The organism is Paenibacillus sp. LRG-1 (assembly GCF_057220305.1).
This window is the reverse complement of record NZ_CM170126.1, coordinates 3,290,800-3,307,910: the sequence shown is the minus strand read 5'-3', so window position 1 is coordinate 3,307,910 and position 17,111 is coordinate 3,290,800. Positions and strand designations below refer to the sequence as shown.

Annotated in this window: 17 protein-coding genes; 14 read left to right on the top strand and 3 right to left on the bottom strand. The window is 44.6% G+C overall.

Going from position 1 to position 17,111, the window contains the following annotated elements; genetic code table 11:
* Positions 1–199 precede the first annotated feature (199 nt).
* From ACUUJN_RS14430 to ACUUJN_RS14405, 6 genes are all read left to right on the top strand, one after another.
* Positions 200–793 (top strand): thiamine phosphate synthase, encoded by a 594-nt coding sequence (locus ACUUJN_RS14430; RefSeq protein WP_023988980.1) that lies wholly within the window; start codon positions 200–202, stop codon positions 791–793.
* Between the two features lie 64 nt (positions 794–857).
* Positions 858–2,006, top strand: coding sequence for a glycine oxidase ThiO (gene thiO / locus ACUUJN_RS14425; RefSeq protein ID WP_023988979.1), 1,149 nt, complete (start codon positions 858–860; stop codon positions 2,004–2,006).
* Positions 2,003–2,206, top strand: a complete 204-nt coding sequence (thiS, locus tag ACUUJN_RS14420; protein ID WP_013310519.1) for a sulfur carrier protein ThiS — start codon at positions 2,003–2,005, stop codon at positions 2,204–2,206. Before thiO ends, thiS begins: the two co-directional genes overlap by 4 nt.
* A 2-nt stretch (positions 2,207–2,208) precedes the next feature.
* Entirely contained in the window at positions 2,209–2,976 is a 768-nt protein-coding gene (locus tag ACUUJN_RS14415; protein ID WP_023988978.1) for a thiazole synthase, read from the top strand.
* Positions 2,973–4,034, top strand: coding sequence for a ThiF family adenylyltransferase (locus ACUUJN_RS14410; protein ID WP_023988977.1), 1,062 nt, complete (start codon positions 2,973–2,975; stop codon positions 4,032–4,034). Before ACUUJN_RS14415 ends, ACUUJN_RS14410 begins: the two co-directional genes overlap by 4 nt.
* Positions 4,035–4,172: 138 nt before the next feature.
* Complete coding sequence (locus ACUUJN_RS14405) at positions 4,173–4,865, top strand: response regulator transcription factor (RefSeq protein ID WP_023988976.1); 693 nt, start codon at positions 4,173–4,175, stop codon at positions 4,863–4,865.
* Positions 4,866–4,923: 58 nt separating this feature from the next.
* Here ACUUJN_RS14405 and ACUUJN_RS14400 read toward each other — a convergent pair whose 3' ends face one another.
* Positions 4,924–5,421, bottom strand: a complete 498-nt coding sequence (locus ACUUJN_RS14400) for a C40 family peptidase (protein ID WP_023988975.1) — start codon at positions 5,419–5,421, stop codon at positions 4,924–4,926.
* Positions 5,422–5,701: 280 nt separating this feature from the next.
* The gene (locus tag ACUUJN_RS14395; RefSeq protein ID WP_023988974.1) at positions 5,702–6,343 is read right to left on the bottom strand and encodes a thiamine diphosphokinase; all 642 of its coding nucleotides are present in this window, start codon (positions 6,341–6,343) and stop codon (positions 5,702–5,704) included.
* A gap of 148 nt (positions 6,344–6,491) precedes the next feature.
* Between ACUUJN_RS14395 and ACUUJN_RS14390 the strand changes: the two genes are divergently transcribed.
* Positions 6,492–6,956 carry a low molecular weight protein-tyrosine-phosphatase gene (locus tag ACUUJN_RS14390; RefSeq protein WP_023988973.1) on the top strand — a complete coding sequence of 155 codons (465 nt, stop codon included), beginning with the start codon at positions 6,492–6,494 and terminating at the stop codon, positions 6,954–6,956.
* Positions 6,957–7,100: 144 nt separating this feature from the next.
* Here ACUUJN_RS14390 and ACUUJN_RS14385 read toward each other — a convergent pair whose 3' ends face one another.
* Positions 7,101–7,835 carry an alpha/beta hydrolase gene (locus ACUUJN_RS14385; RefSeq protein ID WP_484668620.1) on the bottom strand — a complete coding sequence of 245 codons (735 nt, stop codon included), beginning with the start codon at positions 7,833–7,835 and terminating at the stop codon, positions 7,101–7,103.
* A gap of 255 nt (positions 7,836–8,090) precedes the next feature.
* Here ACUUJN_RS14385 and pdhA point away from each other — a divergent pair, with 255 nt between their 5' ends.
* From pdhA to ACUUJN_RS14350, 7 genes are all read left to right on the top strand, one after another.
* Positions 8,091–9,158: a pyruvate dehydrogenase (acetyl-transferring) E1 component subunit alpha gene (gene pdhA / locus ACUUJN_RS14380; RefSeq protein WP_013310511.1), complete on the top strand. Its 1,068-nt coding sequence runs from the start codon at positions 8,091–8,093 to the stop codon at positions 9,156–9,158.
* Positions 9,159–9,258: 100 nt separating this feature from the next.
* The gene (locus ACUUJN_RS14375) at positions 9,259–10,239 is read left to right on the top strand and encodes an alpha-ketoacid dehydrogenase subunit beta (protein ID WP_013310510.1); all 981 of its coding nucleotides are present in this window, start codon (positions 9,259–9,261) and stop codon (positions 10,237–10,239) included.
* Positions 10,240–10,273: 34 nt separating this feature from the next.
* Complete coding sequence (locus ACUUJN_RS14370) at positions 10,274–11,887, top strand: 2-oxo acid dehydrogenase subunit E2 (protein WP_023988971.1); 1,614 nt, start codon at positions 10,274–10,276, stop codon at positions 11,885–11,887.
* A 3-nt stretch (positions 11,888–11,890) separates the two neighbouring features.
* Complete coding sequence (gene lpdA / locus ACUUJN_RS14365) at positions 11,891–13,312, top strand: dihydrolipoyl dehydrogenase (protein WP_023988970.1); 1,422 nt, start codon at positions 11,891–11,893, stop codon at positions 13,310–13,312.
* Positions 13,313–13,566: 254 nt separating this feature from the next.
* Positions 13,567–14,361 carry a thymidylate synthase gene (thyA, locus tag ACUUJN_RS14360; protein ID WP_023988969.1) on the top strand — a complete coding sequence of 265 codons (795 nt, stop codon included), beginning with the start codon at positions 13,567–13,569 and terminating at the stop codon, positions 14,359–14,361.
* Between the two features lie 17 nt (positions 14,362–14,378).
* Entirely contained in the window at positions 14,379–14,867 is a 489-nt protein-coding gene (locus ACUUJN_RS14355) for a dihydrofolate reductase (protein WP_023988968.1), read from the top strand.
* A 238-nt stretch (positions 14,868–15,105) separates the two neighbouring features.
* Positions 15,106–16,593 (top strand): glutamate synthase subunit beta, encoded by a 1,488-nt coding sequence (locus tag ACUUJN_RS14350; protein ID WP_023988967.1) that lies wholly within the window; start codon positions 15,106–15,108, stop codon positions 16,591–16,593.
* Positions 16,594–17,111 lie beyond the last annotated feature (518 nt).

The following is a 17,111-nucleotide window of genomic DNA, read 5'->3' as shown; positions in this document are numbered from 1 at the left end:
GTTCGATTATTGGACGTTCGTTAAACCACTTCCTTGGGGAAGTGGTTTTTTTGCGTTTCGTTCACTTTAAGTTGTTCGAGCTTCCGTAGACGATTCACATACAATCCCCTTTCATTACTGCTGGTAGACGTGGCTGACTAAGCTTAGATCCATTAGTCCAATGTGAGGTGAAGACAAAATCGAATTACACGCAATTTCGATGGAAAAGGGCACTTTTGCACAAGCAGCCCAAGTGGCTGCTGTGATTTGTCCGTATGTTCATTATGTACACGCACGTTTAAAACAGAATGGTGCCTCTGCATTGCTATCTTTGACTCGCAGCATGGTGGAGCAGGGAGTTCCTTTGCAACAAATTGTAGTAAATGATCGTGTGGATGTAGCTTTACTTACTTTGGTTGGAGCCGTCCAGCTACCAGCTAATGGATTACCTGTAGCGGATGTGAAAAGCCTACTTCCAAAGGGTACACGCTGTGGAGTATCTGTGCATTCCTTGAAGGAGGCGCAGACTGCCGAGCGGGTAGGAGCGGACTATGTACTTTATGGTCACATATATGAGACCCATTGTAAGCCCGGTATTGTACCACGGGGTTTAGCTCAGCTTGAACATATTTGCAGGCTGTCGAACATTCCGGTGATCGCGCTGGGCGGCATACAACCGCACCATATCCCGGAGCTTTATAGGGCCGGAGCAAGCGGAATTGCGGTGATGTCTGGTATATGGGAGGCTGAGTCGCCCGTTGCAGCTGCGCTGGAATATAGGCGAATGGCAGATCTTGTAGTTCACAACCTGTAGCGAGAAAACGAGAGTAGAGGCAAGCTGAAAGCAGAATGGTTTATGGAGAGGAGACACGGAACAAATGCCAAAGATACACACAGAGGCAAGAGCGATAGGACACGCTGAATGCTTGGTCATAGGTGGAGGTGTCATCGGCAGTTCCATTGCTTACCATGTGGCCAAGGAGGGAAGAAGTACGATCATGCTGGAACGATTGATCCCGGGTGAGGGAGCCTCAGGAGCAGCGGTTGGAATGCTGGCAGCGGAAAGTGAAGAGTTCACCGACTCTGAGCTGGCACGGTTTGCTCGCATAAGTCGAGACGCATTCCCTGAGCTTGTCTGTGATCTGGAGCGTTTGTCAGGTATTTCGGTGGAATTCCGTACAGAAGGATTTGTGACTCCTTTCCGTACGGAAACTGAAGGCCAAAAACGCTGGAAAGCTGCTAAAACGCGAGAGGATGATTGTCCTATCTGGTGGGATGCGAAGGAATTGGCCCGACGAATTCCAGGTTTGGATGAACAAGCGATCGGGGCAATATATCGTTCAAAAGAGACACAAGTGGCTCCTGTCCAGCTTTGCCGTGCTTATGCAGGTGCTGCTGCGGTGCTGGGGGCAACGGTATGGTCTGGTACACAGGCAGAGCAACTGGTCATACAGAATGGTCGAGTTTGCGGTGTTCGAACAGATAGTGGCTTTTTTTCCTGCGATCAGGTCATTATTGCCGGAGGCTTGGATAGCATGAAATTGCTAGCGCAGGTTGGATTTGAATATCCACTTTATCCGGTCAAGGGCGAAGCGGTAGCGGTCTCCTTGAAGGATCACCCGTTAGAATACACCATTTATGCTGATGATATTTACCTCGTGCCTAAACAGAATAACGAGCTTTGGATTGGGGCAACGAGCCTTCCGCATCAATATGACGAAGAGGTGACCGTAGGAGGCTTGGAGGGGTTGCTGGCACGTGCCTCTGCTTGGCTGCCGCGCGTCCGTGAAGCTTCTTTTATACGCACTTGGGCGGGCTTACGTCCGCAGGCCGCATCAGGTCATCCTTTTATAGGCACTGTCCCTGGGGTCGAGGGCGTATATGCTGCCGTCGGGCATTATCGCAACGGTGTCCTGCTGAGTGATGCTACCGGGCGTGCGCTGGCAGCTATGCTTAATGGGGCTGGTGCAGCTGAACTTGGGATAAGTAGATTTTCTTCTGAGCTCCTCAAGGAGGAAAGCTTATGAAGCTGACGATTAACGGCCAGAGCCTGACCTTTTCTAATCGAATCACTCATGTGGATCAATTGCTACATGAGCTTGATGTAAAGGTGAAAACTGTAGTGGTAGAGCTGAATCGGCGTATATTGACCCGTGAAGATCATGATGAAGCAGTACTGAAGGATGGAGATTGCCTAGAGATTGTACATTTTGTGGGAGGCGGTTGATCATGTTAACCATTGGAAAAGCATCTTTTACCTCAAGGTTGTTGTTGGGAACAGGAAAATTCTCTGATCTAGATATCCAATCCCAAGCCGTAGAGGCTGCTGAGACGGAAATATTGACGTTTGCTGTACGGAGATTGAACTTGGAGGAACGGGATAAGCAGCATTTTCTCGATATGCTGGATTTGAGCCGGTATACACTTCTTCCCAACACAGCAGGGGCTACAACAGCAGAGGAGGCCATTCGTATTGCCCAATTGGCAAAAGCCTCCGGCTTGTGCGATATGATTAAGGTGGAAGTCATTGGGGATAGCAAGACACTGCTGCCTGACCCTTTTGAAACGTTGAAGGCTAGTGAAAAGCTGTTAGAAGAAGGCTTTATCGTGCTGCCCTACATATCGGACGATGTGATTCTAGCCAAGAGGCTACAAGAGCTTGGAGTACACGCCGTTATGCCTGGAGCTTCACCGATTGGTACAGGACATGGTTTGCTCAATCCGTTTTCATTAGAGCTAATTATTGAACAGGCGGAGGTTCCGGTTATTGTCGATGCGGGTATTCGCTCACCCGGTGACGCGGCAATGGCGATGCAGTTGGGGGCAGATGCTGTTTTATTGAACACAGCCGTATCAGGAGCGAAGAACCCAGTAAAAATGGCTGAGGCTATGAAACTGGCTGTTCGTGCTGGAAGATATGGTTTTGAGGCGGGGATGATTCCTGTAAAACGTTACGCTTCAGCGAGCAGTCCGACAGAAGGCATGATTCAGGCATGAAGGTATCTGACAAATCCGGTGCAGGAGGAACACATCCAAGTGACCGTTATTCCAGACAAGAAAGATTCACACCCTTTGGACCGACAGGACAACGTCGGCTTGCTTCCTCTCACGTATTAATCATAGGTGTTGGAGCGCTAGGCACAGGTATTGCGGAAACACTTGTTCGCGGGGGCGTAGGTACAGTGAGCCTCGTAGACCGGGACTATGTGGAATGGAGCAATTTGCAGCGCCAACAGCTTTTTCAGGAAAGTGATGCTGCGCAAAGATGTCCCAAAGCAGTAGCTGCTCAGCGAAGATTAAAGGATATTAATTCGGAAACGGTTATACATGCACATGTACTGGATGTTAGGGTGGAAGAGCTGGAAGAGTTGATCCAGGGGGTAGATCTCATAATGGATGCAACCGATAATTTCGATACCCGACTTCTTATGAATGACATGGCACTAAAGCATCGGATTCCTTGGATTTATGGGGGATGTGTGGGCAGCTATGGTGTAACCTACACCATTTTACCGGGTCAAACGCCTTGTCTTCACTGTCTGCTGGGAACTGTGCCGTTTGGTGGTGAAACCTGTGATAGCGCCGGGATTATTCCGCAGGCCGTACAGATGGTCACGGCTAACCAAACTACGGAAGCTTTCAAACTTCTGGGTGGATATCCAGAAGATTTGAGAGGAAAGCTGCTTTCGTTTGATTTGTGGAAAAATGAGTATGTAGCGATAGCAGTAGATAGCGTTAAAAAGGAGAATTGTCCTTCTTGCGGCAACCAACCGACGTATCCCTACTTGTCGGCCTCTCATCGGCAGAAAACAGATGTTTTGTGCGGCAGGGATACCGTTCAAATTAGACCAGCAAACCCGACACATCTGAATCTTGCGGAAATAGCAGATAGATTTGCTTCTTTGGGAGAAGGAGAAGTAGAGCAGAATCCGTTTTTGGTTTCCTTTAGTACAAGCGAGCATCGCTTGGTTGTTTTTGCAGATGGCAGAGCGTTGATCCATGGGACAAAGGACGTGGCAAAAGCAAGAAGTCTGTATCATCGCTATTTGGGTTAAACCATAAAAGCAGAAAGCCATTCTTTGGAGAATGATTTTCTGCTTTTTTGTTACAATAATATTAATATGCTTTAATGGCTTATAACAAACTTGTTCGTATCCAATGTAATGCTATGTCCAAACCAGGTGGGTGAAAAGATGAGCCCGTTAATTTTACTTGTGGATGTAAATGAAGCGTCTCCCGTAATTGTTCTTCCATTGGAGCAGGCAGGTTATCAGGTGGTACATGTTAGCAATACATCGGATGCAAGCTCTTATGCAGCCCACAATCCGGTGAATTTGCTACTCCTGAACATAGGAGATGAACAGGCGGATACACAAGGCTTGATTCGCATTTTGCAGCAAAACCATCCTCATGTCCCGCTATTTGCAATGACTTCATCAGATGAGGAGGACCATATTGTTTCCTGCTTTGAACAAGGGGCACATGATGTGATCGTTCTTCCCTTTTATCCTAGAGTTTTTCAGGCAAGAGTGGCTAATTTATTGCGGATTTTTGGTATTGAACGTGATGTGAAAAGGGCGATCGAAGCGGGTGATTTACATATAGACAATGCAAGCAGAATGGTGAGCAGAGGGGGACAAAAGCTGGAACTAACTCCGAAAGAATTTGATCTTTTGCTTCATCTGGCGATACATCTTAACCAAGTTTGTAGCAGGCAGCAAATTCTGAAGGATGTTTGGAAACATGATTATATCGTTGATACGAACGTAGTAGACGTCTATATCAGACATTTGAGGGTTAAAGTAGATAAAGGGTATAAGTTTAAAATGATCCGTACGGAACGAGGTATTGGTTATTCACTCAGAACACCAACCGTATCAGAATAGCATAAGGTATATAAAAAAGCCGGAACTTTTCGTCCCGGCTCGCATATTTCAAAATGAGTTACAGCACGCGGCGTGCTTTAATGTATGTTCTTTTCCAGTTGCTGGAGTTCAAATCGGAGATGGTCACGCCAGGTCCGCCGTAAGTGTGTAAAATTTTCCCCCCGCCCATATAGACTGCTACGTGGGTAATGTTGCGTCCTGTGGCACGGCTACCGCTTGAAAAGAACACTAAGTCACCTTTTTTCAAATTGGACTTGGATACGGCATGTCCGACTTTAGACTGTTGAACAGAAGTACGTGGCAAATCCACTCCGTATTTCTTGAATATGTGCTTCATAAAAGAAGAACAGTCAAAATTACGTGTAGTGCTCGTGGAAGCTCCAAACTTATAAGGAGTTCCCATATATTTTTCACCGTAGTTAATTACTTTTTGGCCTACTGAAGTAGTAGTGGCAGCTTGTGCCGTATTTGTTCCCTCAATTGCAAAAGTACCAAAGCCGATAGTGGCTGCGACCCCTGCTATAATTACCTTTTTTATGATTTTATGCATATTCATGTTGTAAGTACCTCCAGAAATTGATTTGTGCAATATTTTGCTGAGTTGCTAACTAACTGACAGCGTTGAGTATAACAGTTTTGAAGCCGCCTAATAGTTGGAAAAGAACTCTCAAATGCTTGAGGGACAAGACTTACACAGCGTTTATTAAAAAACGATTAAAAATTACAATTTGTAAAAAATATATCGATTCATAGATCTCTATAAACGGAAAAACCCTTGTTAATCAAGGGTTTTGAGTGAAAGAACAATCTGAACAATGGTTACAACAATGTCATAATTAATCCTTGCTTTGAATAACGAGTAGTAGACCGCTTTTGATGGAAATCGTACCTTTTGAAGCCGTTAGCTTATTACTGACAGCACGCGATTGTCCCATTTTGAGGGTGGCATTATGTAGCGGATACATAAATCCTTCCAGTTGTATACCTGTTACTTCGGAAGTCATAGGAAGCAGCGATGTATATGTATAGCCCATAGGCTGGATCTCAAGCGTTGATCCGGTGAGCTCAATATAATTATGTGCGTCCATAATAGCGCAGCTAATATGATGCTGCATTGCGCGTACCAATATTTGAACATTAGCTAATGTGTGATCCATCCGGGTGCCAGTCACACCAAGCAACAATACATGATCTACGTGCTCGTCCATAGCGATTTCCAAAGCAAGCTCAGTATCTGTTAAGTCTTTAAGTACTGGATCACACGCAATCATACGTTGGCTTGCTAATTCTACCTTTTCTTTTTCCTCTGGTGTGATCGAATCAAAATCTCCTACAGAGACATGTGGTGTAATACCGTGTTCGATCAGGAAAAGAGCACCTTTATCTGCACCTATAATAAAATCATCGGGTTGTATTTGATGTAAATCTTCTTCATTAAGACGACCGCCTGAAAATACAATCGCTCGTTTTTTTGTCATAATCAACATCCTTTCTTTCTGATACGATCCTATATATACCATCGTTTTTAAGTATACCGCGTTAAATATGGCTTGCACAATTTTGGAGGACACGGATACAATGAAACAGAAAAAAGGAAGTGTAACGTGTAATAGGAAGGAGAACGAAATGATTAACGTTTTGTTTGTATGTTTGGGCAATATTTGCCGCTCTCCGATGGGGGAGGCGATACTGAGACATAAGGCGCAGGAACGGGGATTGGGTGCAGAAATCGGGGTAGACTCGGCCGGGACAGGCGACTGGCACATCGGAAATCCCCCGCATGAGGGAACACTAAAGCAACTTAAGCTGCATGGAATCAGCGAACAAGGCATACAGGCGAGGCAAGTAACGGGCCGCGATTTTGACGCGTTTGATTATATTGTGTGCATGGATGACTCCAATGAACAAAACATGCGTAAGATTGCAGGTGGGGCGGAGGCTGATATTCTAAAATTTATGGATTTGCTCCCTCAAGAAAAATTAAGAGAAGTACCCGACCCGTATTTTACAGGGAATTTTGAAGAGACCTATCGATTAATGGACGCAGGGTGCGACGCCTTGCTGGACAAGATCATAGAAGAAAAGCTATAATGTGAACGAAAGATGACGGCAATAATTGCCGTTTTTCGTTATACACTTTTGAAAGCGTAACCAAATTATGAAAAAGAGGAAGGAGCTTTATGACCTATTAGGTCAATGCTCTCATTCCCCTTAGTTACCTGGAAGAATATTTACTCAGGCGCGATCCAAAAAATACATTAGCGCGTCAGACAACTCGTTTTGCCAAAAGCCCCACAAATGTTTGCCATCCTTTTCACGGTAAGAAACTTCAGCGTTCCGTTCGCGCAGCAAATCTGCACATTGACGGTTAAGCTCTACAAAGTTGTAAATGCCAGTATCACTCTCAAATGCATCTTCCTGAAGGCCAACTGTCATCCACACCCGCAAATGAGACAGATCTTTCTCACCGGCGATGATTTCCTGCGAAGCTTCATAGTAAGCACCTGAGAGGCTGATAATGCGGTTGAATAGCTGAGGATACATCAAAGCCAAATGCAGAGACACACTGCCTCCCAGTGAATCCCCCGCCAAAATGCGGGACGCTGCATCTTTTCTTATAGGATACTTTTGCTCTACATAGGGAATAATTTCTTCTGCAAAGCAGGCGGTATACGCCTCAAAACGATTGCCAAAGGGAGCATACTCCTGAGTTCTGATTTTGGTATTCACTTCCACTCCTACAATAATGAAGGGTTCGACGCCCTCATCTAGAATGAGGCGGTTGGCGTGAGTTGCAATGCGGCCAAAATTGAAAAATTCTTCTCCGTCCTGACAATATACGACCGGGTAGCTCAATATTTCATTATAGCCGGGCGGCAAATAAATCCGGAGAGTTCTGGTCTCGCCAAGAAAGCGGCTGTCTACTTCGTCTTTAAGGATGGTTCGTTTTAAATACCGAGAATCCGTCATTTTTCGTCACCTTTCTTGGGTATTATTTTGCATTCGGGATCACAATAAGTTAAGATTACCCTGATTGCAATAGATGTTTAAAATTTCAATCATGTACTAAGCTGTTATAGTAAAAAACATACCCTGTTACATACACAAAAATGTGGCAAACTCAAAAAAAATAACTAAATCTTTGACGCGAGCGATATAACAGGTGTATAATAATCCTATAACAGCGGAACTTGATATTCAAATTTTTTTGTTGAGGTGAAGAAAATGAGCAAGGTTCCTTATGAAGTTTACACAGAGGAAGTTGAGGCGCTGTCCGTACTTTCTCCAGATGGTGAAATTATCAATAAAGATATGTTGCCTAAACTTACAGATGATCAATTGAAAGAAATTATGTATCGAATGGTATTTACACGTACTTGGGATGACCGTGCCGTTAACTTAGGCCGTCAAGGACGTCTCGGTTTCTACGCTCCGGTATCCGGACAAGAAGCAACCATGATTGGTAGCGAATATGCGCTCCAAAAAGAAGACTTTATTGCTCCAGGCTACCGCGATATTCCGCAAATCGTTTGGCATGGCCTGCCATTATACCAAGCTTTCTTGTATTCCCGTGGTCATCAACACGGCGGCCAAGTGCCGGACGGTGTTAATGTACTGATGCCGCAAATCATCATTGGCGCGCAAATTTTGCATGCTATGGGTATTGCGATGGGTTACAAACTGAAAAAGCAAAAACAAGTCGCCATTACATATACAGGTGACGGCGGTTCTTCCGAAGGTGATTTCTACGAAGGCCTGAACTATGCTGGTGTATACAAGTTGCCAGTTATTTTCTTTGTGCAAAACAATGGTTACGCGATCACGACTCCATTCTCAAAACAAACGGCTGCTCTTTCGATCGCTCATAAAGCAGTAGCTGCTGGTATTAAAGGCGTGAAAATTGACGGCATGGACGTGCTTGCAGTTATTAAAGCCGTTCAAGAAGCTGCAGAACGTGGACGTAATGGCGAAGGTGCTACATTGATTGAAGCCGTAACGTACCGTTTCCGTCCGCATTCCCTTTCTGATGATGCAACAAAATATCGTTCCAAAGAAGAAGAAGGCGAATGGAATGCGAAAGATCCGATTGCCCGCTTTGCGAAATACCTTGAGAAAAAAGGTCTTTGGACTGAAGAAGATACAGCTCGCGTAAAAGAAGAAGCTAAGGCAAAAGTGAACGAAGAGATCAAAAAAGCCGAGAAAACAGAGAAAATGACAATTCCTGGCCTGATTGATAGCATGTTCGAAACAACGCCTAAGCACTTGGAAGAACAAAAAGCTGATTTTAAATAATTGAACTTAAAAGAGACCGGGCGGTAACCCGATCCGGTCTGCTTTTCGATTGACCTGAACTGAAATTGATCTGTCAATGTTTAAGGAGGAAATGAAGCAAATGGCACAAATGAACATGAAAGAAGCGATTCGTGACGCACTGCGCGTAGAGTTGAAACGCGACCCTAACGTCCTGCTTTTCGGTGAAGACGTAGGTCATGTAGGTGGCGTATTCCGCGCTACGGAAGGTCTGCAAAAAGAATTTGGCGAAGAACGTGTATTCGATACTCCGCTAGCGGAATCCGCAATCGGGGGTCTTGCTGTGGGTCTGGGTATTCAAGGCTTCCGCCCTGTAGCTGAAATCCAGTTCGTAGGCTTTATCTTTGAAGCGCTCGATCAAATGGCAATTCAAGCATCCCGTATGCGTTACCGTTCCGGTGGACGTTACAATTCTCCAATCGTATTCCGTACACCTTTTGGTGGCGGTGTTAAGGCAGCCGAGCTGCATACAGATTCCCTGGAAGGTCTTCTGGCTCAAACACCTGGTATCAAGGTTGTTGTTCCTTCCAACCCTTACGATGCAAAAGGTCTTATGATCGCGTCTATTCGCGACAATGATCCAGTATTTTTCATGGAGCATTTGAACCTGTATCATGCATTCCGCGCTGAAGTTCCTGAGAATGATTACACAGTTGAACTGGGCAAAGCTAATGTAGTTCGTGAAGGTTCCGATGTGACGATCATTACTTACGGTATGATGGTACACACTTCGATTAAAGCTGCTGATGAGCTGGAAAAAACAAAAGGTATCAAAGTAGAAATCATTGATTTGCGTACCATTAGCCCGATTGACATTGATACCGTTGTTGCTTCTATTCAAAAAACCAATCGTGCCATCGTTGTTCAAGAAGCGCAAAAGAGCTCCGGTGTAGCTGCTGAAGTTATTGCACAAATTAACGAAAAAGCAATCCTGCATCTGGAAGCACCCGTTCTGCGTGTAGCAGGTCCGGATACCGTTTATCCTTTTGCTCAAATTGAAGATACTTGGTTGCCAACGCCAACACGTATCATTGATGCGGTTAATAAAGTATTGGAATTTTAATTAAAGCACACCGTAAATTTGGGAGGTTTTAAACGTGGCTAAATTTGAATATAAATTCCCGGAGCTAGGTGAAGGTCTTCACGAAGGCGAAATCATCAAGATTCACATCAAGCCCGGCGACAAAGTAACAGATGAAGATATCATCATGGAAGTACAAAACGATAAGGCTGTAGTTGAAGTTCCTTGTCCGGTTAATGGTACAGTACAAGAAGTATTTGCCAAAGACGGCGACATCTTTAACGTAGGTCAAGTCGTAGCTGTAATTGATGCAGAAGGTGAACTTCCTGAACAAGAAGATGCACCAGAAGCACCAGCTGCTAGCCCTGAACCAAGTGCTGCTGCACAAGGCGGAGTTGCAGGTACAGCTAGATTTGAATATAAATTCCCAGAGCTGGGTGAAGGTCTTCACGAAGGCGAAATCATCAAGATTCACATCAAGCCCGGCGACAAAGTAACAGATGAAGATATCATCATGGAAGTACAGAACGATAAGGCAGTAGTTGAAGTTCCGTGTCCAGTCAATGGTACGGTTCAAGAAGTATTTGCCAAAGACGGCGACATCTTTAATGTAGGTCAAGTTGTGGCTGTAATCGCTGCAGAGGGCGAACTTCCTGAACAAGAAGATGCACCAGCTGCTGTGAAACAAGAAGAGGATGCTGCAAAAGGCGGAGCTAACACAAAACCAGTTGCAACACCTGCTGCTTCTAACAAAGACGTATTGGCCACACCTAGCGTCCGCAAATTTGCTCGTGAGCAAGGTGTAAACATCGCTCAAGTGAGTGGCTCCGGCAAAAATGGTAAAATCACCAAAGAAGATGTAGAAGCTTTCAAAAATGGTGGAGGTCAAGCGGCTGCACCAGTAGCGAAAGAAGCTGCAAAAGCACAAGAGCCTGCTAAGAAAGAAGCGAAAGCTGCAGCACCATCCGCACCAGCAACAGATCCACGTGCTGAGGAAGAGCGCGTACCATTTAAAGGTATCCGCAAAGCTATTTCCAATGCTATGGTTAAATCGGCTTATACGGCTCCGCACGTTACGATTATGGATGAAGTAGATGTAACTGAATTGGTTGCTTTCCGTACTCGTATCAAACCAATTGCTGAGAAGAAAGGCACAAAAGTAACTTACCTGCCATTCATCGTAAAAGCTTTGGTTGCTGCTTCCCGTCAATTCCCGGCTCTGAATGCCACGATCGACGAAGAAGCAAACGAAATTGTCTACAAAAAATACTACAACATCGGTATCGCTACAGATACAGACAACGGCTTGATCGTTCCTGTTATCAAAGATGCTGATCGTAAGAGTATCTGGATGATTGCTGATTCCATTCGTGATCTAGCTGTGCGCGGTCGTGATGGAAAATTGGCTGCGAATGAGATGAGAGGGAGCACAATCTCCATCACTAACATCGGTTCCGCAGGCGGTATGTTCTTTACTCCAATCATTAACTTCCCTGAAGTTGCGATTTTGGGTACTGGCCGCATCAGTGAAAAAGCAGTCGTGAAAAACGGTGAAATTGTAGCTGCTCCAGTAATGGCTCTTTCCTTGAGCTTTGACCACCGTATTATTGACGGTGCAACTGCTCAAAACTTCATGAACTATATCAAACAGCTGCTCGCTAACCCTGAGTTGCTTGTTATGGAGGTGTAATCAATGGTAGTAGGAGACGCTTCTCTGGATATTGACACATTGGTTATCGGTGCGGGTCCTGGCGGCTATGTAGCTGCCATCCGTGCCGCACAATTGGGACAAAGCGTATTGATCGTTGACAAATCTGAGCTGGGCGGTGTCTGTCTGAACCGTGGATGTATTCCATCCAAAGCTTTGATCTCTGCAGCTCATCAATACGAAGCAGCTAAACATGGCGAGTCTTTCGGTATTACGGCTGAGAACGTAAAAGTAGACTTTGCTAAAACACAAGAATTCAAAAACGGTGTTGTTAAGAAAATGACAGGCGGCGTAAGTGGCTTGCTCAAAGGCAACAAAGTTGAAGTTTTCAATGGTGAGTGCATGTTCATCAACGAAAACGAAGCGCGTGTATTCAACGAACATGAATCACCACGTTACCGTTTTAAAAATGCAATTATCGCAACAGGTTCCCGTCCAATCGAACTGAAACCATTCCCATTTGGCGGACGCATTCTGTCTTCTACAGAAGCATTGAACCTGCCTGAAATTCCGAAAAGCCTGATCGTAATCGGTGGTGGATACATTGGTGCAGAACTTGGACAAATGTACTCCAAATTCGGTTCCAAAGTAACGATCATTGAAGGTATGGATACAGTGCTTCCTGGTTTCGACAAAGATATGACTTCAATCGTTGCGAAAAGCATGAAGAAAACTGGCATCGAAATCTTCACTGGCGCTAAAGCGGAAAGTGCAGAGCAAACAGATAAAGACGTAACAGTGAAATTCTCCGTCAACGGCGAAAGCAAAGAAGTAACTGCTGATTATCTGCTTGTAACTGTTGGACGTCGTCCAAACACTGACGGTGAACTGGGTCTGGATCTGATCGGCCTCGAACTAGATGAGCGCGGAATGGTGAAAGTTGACCACCAAGGACGTACTAGCATTCCTCACATCTTTGCAATCGGCGATATCGTAGCTGGTCTTGCTCTGGCGCACAAAGCTTCTTACGAAGGTAAAGTAGCTGCTGAAGCAATCGCAGGCGAGCCGTCTGTAGTAGATTACAAGTGTATGCCGGCTGTCGTTTTCACAGATCCAGAATGCTCCAGTGTAGGCTACACAGAGACACAAGCCAAAGAAAAAGGCTACAATGTCAAAGTTGGCAAGTTCTCTTATGGAGCAAACGGTCGTGCGGTTTCCCTGAACGCTGCTGAAGGTTTTGTGAAAATCGTAGCTGACGCTGACACAGGTCTGGTACTGGGTACGCAAATCGTAGGTCTGGAAGCTTCCAACCTTATTGCTGAGCTGGGTCTGGCGATTGAAATGGGTGCTACACTCGAAGATATCTCCTTGACTATTCATGCTCACCCTACATTGGGCGAAATCGTTATGGAAGCAGCGGAAGTCGTGCTGGGTCATCCGATCCATGCATTGGCACCACGTCGCTAATACCATTTTTCATTATCTCGTTTTTGGTTTTCATACATGACAAAGAGAGGCAAGGAGCGCTATATCTGCGCTCTTTGTCTCTTTTTTTTCAAGCTTTAGGATTTTCAGGACTACCATGAAAATTCACACAGTACATGGTCAACGAAGCACCGTACATGATAAACTAAATATAGATATTGGTGCAGAAAAAGAATTTTAAAGATTAGAATCTGGCGATGCCAGGTTTTTATTCATGCTCAAAGGAGAGGAATAACGTGCGTAACTATTTGGAACTGCTGGAGGATATTTTAGAGAATGGAGTAAAAAAAGAGGATCGTACAGGAACGGGTACACTATCTGTTTTCGGAAGACAACTTCGTTTTGATCTGGCCAAGGGCTTCCCCTTGGTGACCACCAAAAGAGTACATTTGAAATCCGTTATTCATGAGCTGTTATGGTTTTTGCGGGGAGATACCAACATTTCTTATCTCAAGGAGAACGGAGTTACCATTTGGGATGAATGGGCGGATGAGCAGGGCAATCTGGGGCCTGTATATGGATCACAATGGCGCTCGTGGGAAACAACAGATGGACAACATATTGACCAAATTTCGAATGTCATTGAGGCTATTAAAAATAATCCGGATTCACGTCGACACATCGTCAGTGCTTGGAATGTAGCTGAAATCGAATCGATGAAGTTGCCGCCATGTCATTTTGTATTTCAGTTCTATGTAGCTGGAGGGAAACTTTCCTGTATGCTAACGATGCGTTCTGTGGATACCTTTTTAGGGTTACCGTTCAATATCGCAAGTTATGCATTGCTAACGCATATGGTTGCACAGCAGTGCGGTTTGGAGCCCGGCGAATTTATTTGGTCAGGCGGCGATGTGCATATTTATTCAAATCATATGCAGCAAGTGCATACGCAGTTGGAACGTGATCCTTATCCGTTGCCTCAGTTGAAAATTCTGCGCAAGCCGGATTCGATTTTTGATTATACCTACGACGATTTTGCTTTTGAAAATTACGAGTATCATCCAGGGATTAAGGCGCCTGTCGCCATCTGATTAGAGGAGGTGGAAAAATGGGCATTTCAATGATATGGGCTATGGCACAAAATGGTGTGATTGGCCGGGATAACAAACTTCCCTGGCGCCTCCCTAGAGACATGGCTTTTTTCAAAGAGCAGACGATTAATAAAACGGTACTCATGGGACGCAAGACGTGGGAATCTTTTGGAGGAAAAAGCCTGCCAAACCGACGTAACGTCGTCTTGACTCGAGATCAGCGCTATCAGGCAGAAGGTGCGGAAGTAATTCATTCACTGGAAGAAGGGCTCCAATTAGCAAAGCAGGAGGAGTTAATGGTCATTGGAGGAGCGGAGATTTATTCACTGTTTTGGCCACATGCTGATCGGCTGATTGTGACTCGGATTGAGGAGACTTTTGAAGGCGATACAACCTTCCCTGAGCTGGGTTGGAACGGCTGGAATATAGTCAGTGAGACCCCGGGTATCAAGGATGACAAAAATCCCTATGAGTATCGTTTTGTTGTTTACGAGAGAACGGAATAAGAATAGACTGTATTCGACCCCACTCATTTGAAAAATTAATAAACCATATAAAAAATCCTTTTGGCTGTTGATGCAGAAAGTTGCATAAGTTTTCATCACTTTTACGCTGTATTGTGATACAATAAATCAAATTCAACGAGAACAGACCCTTTCATAATACAAACAGACAAATTCGAATTTGACTTAAATTCTGAATGGATGATCGGGGTTCATAAGCGAAGAGATGGGGGAACGTAACATGTCTACACCAACTGGATTTATGGAATACACACGACAGCTTCCTACAGACCGGGATCCGGCAGAGCGTATAAAGGATTGGGAAGAATTCCATAAGCATATGTCTGAAGAAGAGCTGCGTACCCAAGGGGCGCGTTGTATGGACTGCGGAACTCCTTATTGTCATACGGGGATGGATATCATGGGAGCAACTTTAGGCTGCCCGGTTCATAATCTCATTCCGGAATGGAACAATCTCGTATATCGTGGTTTGTGGAAGGAAGCACTAGAGCGGCTGCACAAAACGAATAACTTCCCGGAATTCACAGGTCGTGTCTGTCCTGCGCCATGTGAAGGTTCGTGTACAGTCGGCCTGATCGGACAGTCTGTTACAATTAAAACCATTGAGGAAGCTATTATCGAAAAAGGCTTTGAGGAAGGTTGGGTCGTTCCTAATCCGCCAGAAAAGCGTACAGGCAAACGTGTGGCTGTTGTTGGTTCGGGTCCGGCAGGTTTGGCTGCAGCTGCTCAGCTTAACAAAGCAGGGCACAGCGTGACTGTGTATGAGCGTGCGGACCGTGTGGGTGGATTATTGATGTATGGAATACCGTCTATGAAATTGGATAAGAAGGTTGTTCAGCGGCGTGTGGATTTGCTAGAGGCTGAAGGTATTCAATTCATCACAAATACGGAAATCGGCAAAGATATCCCTACCGATCAGTTGATTGCTGAATATGATGCGGTTGTCCTATGCGGTGGTTCTACGAAGCCAAGAGAATTCAACATTGAAGGTAGCGATTTGAAGGGTGTTCATTATGCGATGGACTATCTGAATGGTACCATCAAAAGTTACTTGGATTCCAACCTGGAAGATGGCAACTATTTGTCCTCCCAAGGTAAAGACGTTATTGTAATCGGTGGTGGTGATACGGGTTCAGACTGTGTAGCTACTTCTTTGCGTCATGGTTGTCGGAGTGTCACTCAATTTGGTACTCACACCAAAGCGCCTATGGAGCGTGACCCGATTGCCAATCCTTGGCCACAATTTCCAAACGTGTATTCTCTCGATTATGCACAGGAAGAAGCGAAGGCGCTGTTCGGAGAAGATCCGCGTGAGTTCTCCATCATGACGACCAAATTTGTAGGTGATGAGAACGGTAATTTGAAAGAGCTACACACCATTCAAATTCAACGGATTGTTGATGAAACGGGCCGCAAAATCTATCAACCGATTCCAGGTACGGAGCGCATATTCCCTGCACAAATTGCTCTTATTGCCATTGGATTTGATGGTCCTGAGCAAACGATTGTAGAGCAAATTGGTTTGGAGACGGATCGTCGCTCCAACGTTAAAGCACGTTATGGAAAATATGTTACCAATGTAGATAAGGTTTTTGCTGCAGGTGATATGCGTCGCGGACAAAGTCTTGTCGTGTGGGCTATTAATGAAGGTCGCGAAGCTGCACGAGAGGTTGATAAATACCTCATGGGCGCTACTGTTTTGGTGTAATTATAAATTTTATGTTACGGATCAGTAAAAGCTCCATCTTCGGATGGGGTTTTATTGTATTTCAAGCTGAGTGTCTCAGAAGTGAAATATGAATAAATGTTTATTGGTCTACAATATTTTTCTCAATTAATTTTCTATGGTGGTATGTAAAGTATTGTGAAATGTATGTTATATAATATGACTTTTATTCAGTTGTGTAATCATATATCTCTTATATAAAATGATCATAACATAAAAAAGAGTGTTTAGTGTAGCTTTTTTATAGAAAAAAGAATTAATTCACAAGAAAATTAGATAAAATCCGATATTTATGTAATATAAACTAACATATACATAACTTTTATTGACTGTTTAAAATCATGACCTGAGAGAAGCATGGCATCTATGGTATAATACACGTATATTGTTGAAGCGTTTGACTAAATGAATTTACAAAGGAGCTTTCATCGGGAGAAGGCTCCTTTTGCATGAGGCCAGGATACCTGTGTTTTCATTAACATTCCATGTATATGTATGAT